Raw genomic sequence first — 1,801 nt, forward strand, 5'->3', positions numbered from 1 at the left:
GAAGTGGGCAGATCTCATGGCCACCAGCGGGCAGTTCTACTGGCCGTCAGCGGGCAGTTCCATGGCCGCCTATGGGCAGCTTGTCATGGCCGCCGACAGGCGTGAACAGCTCCGATCTCGTTGCCACCTCGAGGAGGCTTCCAAGTTCTTCGTCTCCTTTTCAGCACTAGAGTGCGGCGCCGATAGTCCTTTCACAGCTCGTCGAGTCGTTCGGCCCAGGTCGGATGCCGCGACACCAACCGGCCACTTCCGGTCCCGATGCGGAAGGGTTGAGTCCTAGTGGCCCGCATTCGAACCATTAAGCCGGCCTTTTTCCAGAGCGACGATGTGGTCGCTCTGAGCTTGCGAGCGCGTCTCACGTGGATTGGACTGTGGCTATTTGCTGATGACAATGGACGCAATATCTTCGATGCGCGAGTTGTGAAGGGCGACCTCTGGCGTTTTGAGGACAACGTGACGCGCAAAATGATCGAGGAGGACCTCGACGAACTTGTGGACGCCGGTCGTATTCGCACCTACGACTCCGGAAGAAAGACGTACTTCGAGGTCGTGAACTGGCTTGTTCACCAGAAGATCGATCGTCCTTCGAAGGTGGCACATCCGATCCCACCCTGGGGTCCAAACGCCGCAGAAAGTGCGGCATCAGCGAAGAGTGGGACGCGGGAGAGCCTCAACCGAGCTATGGGCCCAGTGAGTCATACGGGGCGAGTTCGCCCACCATTCTGCAGCCGCCATCCCAATGGAACAGACCTTCCGTGCAAGGATTGCGGAAATCTCAGGTTGGCGCTCATGGCTACCGCCTCGCAAGTCGCCCCGGTAGCAACACTGCCACTGCCGCCGCGGGCCGGCGACGGGTCCGGCTTCTGTGCATTGCACAACGAGTATCCGACTCCGTGCGACCAATGCATGAGGATCGGAGCCGAAGCGGCAGCTGCTGCCTAGCGCACGCACAGGTCCGCTCGGGTGAGTTGTCCGGTTGCCAGAGGTGCGTTGCTCATCAGTCTCCCCTTGTGCCCCTTCCTTGCGCGTGAAGCCTGCCCACAAGCGCAGACCTCGCGGGTCTGTCGTTCGCATTCGACGAGGACTCGGTGAGGGTTCACTGAGGGCTCGCGGATGTCCACACGAGCCCTCGATGCGAGAAGGAGAAGGACCAGTGGAAGGGGAAAATGGAAGGGGAGGGCGCACCCCTGGTCTTCGAGAGATCCGCTCCTGGGTCTGCGAATAGCTTGCCGGCCGTTCTGGTTGTTGGTCTTTGCTCTTCCTCGCCCCAAGGTCGAGACGGTGCGTGTGGATGCTTTGGATTCCGTGGAACAGCGTTCGACGAGAACTCGACGAGGCGTACACGAGCCCTCGATGCTGGAAGGGGAAATGGAAATGGAAATGGAAAAGGATGGGGAGGGGCGGGCGAGTGTCTGGCTCTCGGGAGTCACGCCTGTCGACCCATGGCAACTTCGCCGGCCGCTTGGTCGTTGGGCGCTACTCGATGCGGGACGCGTGACGTGGGCTTTGGGGCTACCGAGGGACAGCATGTCGACGACGGCTTGACGAGCGCCGCGCGGAGTCCCTTCGGTGCGCTCTGCCCAGTGTTGAGAGATCACGTTGCTACGCGTTAGCGGGACATTCCTGGCTGTAGTCCAATGGTTGACTCATCGGCCTGCGTGATGCTTGCGCTCTAGTACGCCGACAGCGCGAGAGGGCGGCGTGTTAACGCCGACTGAAAACAGGGCCACTTCTGCCAACTGAAAACAGGGCCACTCTCGTGTTGTTCTAGTGTGCCGTAGTCGCGGCGGGTTGGTGTTGC

The 1,801-nt window shown here is 60.9% G+C and carries 1 protein-coding gene; it reads right to left on the reverse strand.

Going from position 1 to position 1,801, the window contains the following annotated elements:
• Window positions 1-375 precede the first annotated feature (375 nt).
• On the reverse strand, window positions 376-567 hold the full coding sequence (locus E3O50_RS18265; RefSeq protein ID WP_134558612.1) for a hypothetical protein: 192 nt from the start codon (window positions 565-567) through the stop codon (window positions 376-378).
• Window positions 568-1,801: the final 1,234 nt, after the last annotated feature.

This window comes from Cryobacterium sp. MDB1-18-1, from assembly GCF_004402735.1.
Lineage (GTDB): Bacteria > Actinomycetota > Actinomycetes > Actinomycetales > Microbacteriaceae > Cryobacterium > Cryobacterium glucosi.